Genomic DNA, 4,969 nt, shown 5'->3' on the forward strand with positions numbered 1-4,969 from the left:
AATGAAAACCTATTTTTCAGACGGCCTCTATTATACCGTTCAAAGCATAAAATATTTGCCTGAAATAATAACCTTATTGCAGCACTTGCAGGCTGCCGTCTTTCATGGTCATTACCCGGTCGAAACGCTCAGCCAGCTCGTCATCATGGGTCACTACAATCAGGCTGGTGTTCAATTCACGTTTCAAATCCAGCATCATGTCCAGCACATTTTGCGCATTTTTACGGTCAAGGTTCCCCGTCGGCTCATCTGCCAACAGGCATTTCGGCTCATTAACCAAAGCACGGGCAATCGCCGCACGCTGACGCTCACCGCCGGAAAGTTCGCTCGGACGGTGCAGCATACGCTTATCCAAGCCAACCTTTTTCAGCATCTTAACAGCCTTCTCCTCAGCCATCGCTTTGGGCATTTTGCCGATTAAAAGCGGCATCATGACATTTTCCAACGCAGAAAACTCAGGCAATAGATGGTGGAACTGATACACAAAGCCCAAATAACGGTTGCGCAATTCGCCCAACTGTTTTTGGCTCAAACCGCCCAAATCCTGATCCATCAGTATTACCTTGCCTTCAGACGGCATATCCAAACCGCCAAGAAGGTGCAGCAATGTGGATTTACCGCTGCCTGACGAACCGATGATACTCACGCTTTCCGCTTCGGCAACTTCAAAATCTAAATGATTCAACACTTGTACATTCAATGCGCCGTCATTATAGCTTTTGCCAACGCCGGTACATTTCAAAATTGTCTTACTCATAACGCAAAGCCTCCGCGGGTTGGGTTTTTGCAGCACGCCAGCTCGGATACAGTGTGGCGATAAATGCCAAGCCAAGCGAAATACAGGCAATAACGGCGACATCCTTCAAGTTTACATCGCTAGGCAGGTAATCGATGAAATAAACCTGTGAGTTAATCAAATGCACACCAAACATGTCTTCAAAAAATGCGACAATCTTGCCGACATTCCAGCCCAGCAATACACCGCATACCACGCCCACAAGCGTACCGAAGAACCCCGCAAATGCGCCTTGTACCAAGAAAATCTTCATGACGCCGCCCGGGGACAAACCCAACGTGCGCAAAATCGCAATATCGGCTTGCTTTTCCGTTACCGCCATTACCAAAGACGAGACGAGGTTAAACGCAGCAACCGCGATAATCAGTGTCAAAATGATGAACATCATGCGTTTTTCCAACTCAACGGCTTCAAAATAGCTGCGGTTGTTAAACGTCCAGTCGCGCACCCATACTTCATCTTTTTTAGCATCAGGAATCAACTTGGCAATAAAAGACGGCGCATTCTGAGGATCAGCCAGTCGCAAACGCAGCCCACCGACATTTTCTCCCAGCCGATACAAGACTTGCGCATCCTTGATATGCGTCATGGCCAAGGTGTTATCGACTTCATAAACACCTGTTTTTACCACACCGACCACATTAAACTGCTTCAAGCGCGGCACTACGCCGGCAGGAGTAACATTACCCTCTGGCGTAATCACTGTAACCTTGCCGCCCATCTCCGTGCCCAATGCCTCAGCAAGCCCTTGGCCCAAAATAATATCAAATTCGCCTGGCTTCAAATCGTCGAAACTACCGGCCGGCATATCCTTGCCGTAATCAACGACATTTTTTTCTTCAGACGGCAAAATACCGCGTATCTGAACACCGCGCACTTCACCGGCATTGGCAAGTAAAGCCTGATCGGAAACATAAGGCGCGCTGGCCAATACTTCCTTTTTGCCTTTTACAAATTCGCGCAAATTCTGCCAACCCGGCGCGCTACCGACATCGTAATAGCCGATTTCTGCATGAGGTGCGACGTTCAACAATTGACCGCGTATCTCTTTCTGAAATCCGTTCATCACGGATAAAACCACAATCAGCGCCGTTACGCCCAAAGCGATACCGGCGATTGAAATCATGGTAATAAATGACATAAAGCCATTGCGTTTTTTCGCACGCAGATAGCGCAGGCCTATCCAAGTTTCTAAAGAAGCCATTCAAAAATGCCTCATTCGTTTGTCAAAAAAGGCTTATTGTACCGTAAAACCGACAGGTCGTCCGATTGCCCGACTGATGTAGCATTCAGGGATAAAGTGTATGTAAAACCATGTATCTTCCCGTAAATTCCACCGAAAAACTTGCACAATCGGCCAATCGCCCTTATTCTGAAGCAGTGACACACTTTGTCACCATCAAAAAGGAAATACACTAATGAACAGCAAAAAATTCTTGGCCCTCGTATCTGTAGCTGTAGGTTTGTCATTCAGCTTCAATGCATATGCCGCCAAAGAAATCAAAATCAGTTCAAACAATACCGCTTACTCCGACGCCGATGTTCAAAAACTGGCAGCCACTGCTGTCGGTATGGGCGTAAAAGAACCTGTCAGCCTCAACAGCGGAAACGGTGTTGTTACCGTATCCGGCAGCAGCGCAACCAAATGCGCATTCAAAGTCGGCAACGGCGATACGCCTCAAATTCAAGGCGTCAGCTGCAAATAATCTGATTTAATCAATGAAAAGGCCGTCTGAAAGACTTTCAGACGGCCTTTTTGTATTGGCATTTAAGATTGGATATTTCTTCTATCGTAAACAGCCTGAGCCAAAGTACCGGCATCCACATATTCCATCTCGCCGCCCAAAGGGATTCCCCTTGCCAATCGGCTGACTTTATAAGGAAGATTTTTAAACAATTCCGCCAATACATACGCTGTCGCGTCGCCTTCGGCTGTGAAGTTGGTTGCAATGATAATTTCCTCAATATCACTTGCCTGCAAACGGGCAACCAGCTTATCTAATGCTACTGCCGAAATATCCATGCCCTGCGCCGGACTGACTTGCCCCATCAAAACAAAATACAGGCCGTCATGACAATTGGCCGCCTCCATACTGGAAACATCCGCCGGCATATGCACAATCATCAAGCGGCTTTTCTCACGTTTTTCGTCCGCGCAAATTTCACACAAATCACCTTCGCAAAATGTGTTGCACATCCGACAATGTTGCACCTGTTTCAAGGCAAATTGCAAAGCATCCACCAATTCCTGCGCTTCTTCGCGTTTATACTGTAAAAGCTGGTAAGCCATGCGTTGTGCGGATTTCGGGCCGACATTGGGCAGGATTTTTAATGCATTAATCAAGCGGACAAAGGCATCAGGATTTTTACTCATGATTTCAGACGGCCTTTTAAAAGATAGCTAAAAATAAGAAAACAGCCGGAATTCATCCGGCTGCCCTACTCAAATACTCTGCTTATTCGGCAGCATTATTAACTTGCTGTGCGCCTTGCGTACGATCGATTTTCTTACCCAAATACTGGAGTAAATTATCGAACACATTGGCAGAAAGCTGCTGAACCAAAGCCTGTTTGGCAGCCGGAATCTGTGAATCGGCGTTTTCAGGAGCAGAAACACTCTGAACCTCCATAATCACCGGTGCAGGCATACCTTCCAACAATGCATACGCAGGTTTACCGCCGACAGGGCGCGCTTTCAACAAAGCTGCATAAGCCTCCGGAGACATGGTTCTGCGTGCATCTTGCGCGCTCAATTGCGAAACAGGCGACCATTGAACATCGGCAGCTTTACCGGCTTTCAACGCAGCCAAAGTTTCTTGGGCTTTCTTCTCTGCCAGTTTGGCGGCTTCAGAGCGCAGATATGCTGCACGAACAGTGTCTTTGACTTCTGCAAATGGTGCAATTTTCTCTTCGCGCACTTCTTTCGCACGAATGACCCAAACGGTTTCGTTGTTGATGGCAATTACTTCAGAATTGTGTTTTTTCTTCAGTACATCATCGCTAAACGCAGCATTAATCAACGTTTCAGGCAAACCGGCCTCTTTCGCGCCTGCTTTGGTTACCCATTCATCCAGGTTTTCCACTTTCAAGCCTGAATTGGCGGCTGCTTTTGCTAAAGAAGATGGATCATTGAAGGCATCTTCACCCAATTTTTCTTTAGCGGCATTAAAGGCAGAAGCTGCTTTTTTCAGTTTCAAGGCTGCTTCGATACGCGCTTTGGCTTGTTCCAAAGTCGGCTCAGCTTCGACATTTAAAACTTTGATGACGTGATAACCCAAAGATGATTTAACGGTATTGCTCACTTCGCCTTTGCCCAATGCAAATGCCGCTTTATCGAATTCAGGTCCAAAGCCGCTGCCGCCGCTTTTGCTCAGATAGCCCAAATTGCCACCTTTGTTGCTGCTGGACAAATCTTTGGAGTACTTGGCCGCCAACTCGGCAAAAGCATCTGGGTGCGCTTTGAGCTCTGCAGCCATTTTATCCACTTCGGCTTTAATTTCCGCATTACTTGCTTCATCTCCATTAGGCATAACCGGAATGAAAATATGCGCAATTTCGGCTCTTGGCGACAAATCTACGCTTTTGCTATCGTAAGCTTTTTGTACTTCTTCCGCACTGACGGTTTGTTTATCAGCCAAATCCTTGATGTTCAAAGCCACATATTCCAGCTTAACGGCTTGAGGAATCAAATAATCTTTCTTATGCGCTTCATAATACTTTTGCAAAGCCGCATCATCTACTTTTACTTGTGCCGCAAATGCTTCAGGGCTGAATGTAAATGAACGGATGGTACGGGTGGCTTGAGTCAGGTTAATCAACTGACGCGCTTGCGCATCGCTGACCAACGCACCGTTTTGCACCAAATTCAACAGATTTTGCAATTGGAACTGTTCGCGGATATCTTCGACAAACTGATCCTCCGTCATTTTGCGCTGATCCAAATACTTCTTGAGCAAATCCTGACTGAATTTGCCGGAAGCATCATGGAAATTCGGATCATCCACGATAACTTGCTTGATTTGTTCCTGAGACACAGCGATGCCCATCAGCTTGGCGCCCTGCTTTAGGTAAGCTCTTTGCAATAAAGATTGGAATATAGCATCACGCGAAGGCGCAGTATTGCCGGCAGCTTGCTCATTTTGTATCGCAATCTGTAAAGCATGCTCGCTGACC

At 46.8% G+C, this 4,969-nt stretch carries 5 protein-coding genes; 1 reads left to right on the top strand and 4 read right to left on the bottom strand.

Annotated features, from left to right (window positions below):
• Positions 1-73: 73 nt before the first annotated feature.
• Positions 74-757, bottom strand: a complete 684-nt coding sequence (gene lolD / locus ACTHUT_RS13840; RefSeq protein WP_003683651.1) for a lipoprotein-releasing ABC transporter ATP-binding protein LolD — start codon at positions 755-757, stop codon at positions 74-76.
• Positions 750-2,000: a lipoprotein-releasing ABC transporter permease subunit gene (locus tag ACTHUT_RS13845; protein WP_250600651.1), complete on the bottom strand. Its 1,251-nt coding sequence runs from the start codon at positions 1,998-2,000 to the stop codon at positions 750-752. Before ACTHUT_RS13845 ends, lolD begins: the two co-directional genes overlap by 8 nt.
• A 214-nt stretch (positions 2,001-2,214) precedes the next feature.
• On the opposite strand from ACTHUT_RS13845, the gene ACTHUT_RS13850 reads away from it, so the two are divergent.
• A complete protein-coding gene (locus ACTHUT_RS13850; protein WP_003683377.1) occupies positions 2,215-2,502 on the top strand; it encodes a hypothetical protein in 288 nt (95 codons plus the stop codon).
• Between the two features lie 62 nt (positions 2,503-2,564).
• On the opposite strand, the gene recR is transcribed toward ACTHUT_RS13850, so the two are convergent.
• On the bottom strand, positions 2,565-3,170 hold the full coding sequence (gene recR / locus ACTHUT_RS13855) for a recombination mediator RecR (protein ID WP_049329607.1): 606 nt from the start codon (positions 3,168-3,170) through the stop codon (positions 2,565-2,567).
• Positions 3,171-3,252: 82 nt separating this feature from the next.
• On the bottom strand, positions 3,253-4,969 hold a 1,717-nt coding region (locus ACTHUT_RS13860), incomplete at its 5' end, for a peptidylprolyl isomerase (RefSeq protein WP_440418912.1).

This window comes from Neisseria sp. P0022.S010 (assembly GCF_051956635.1).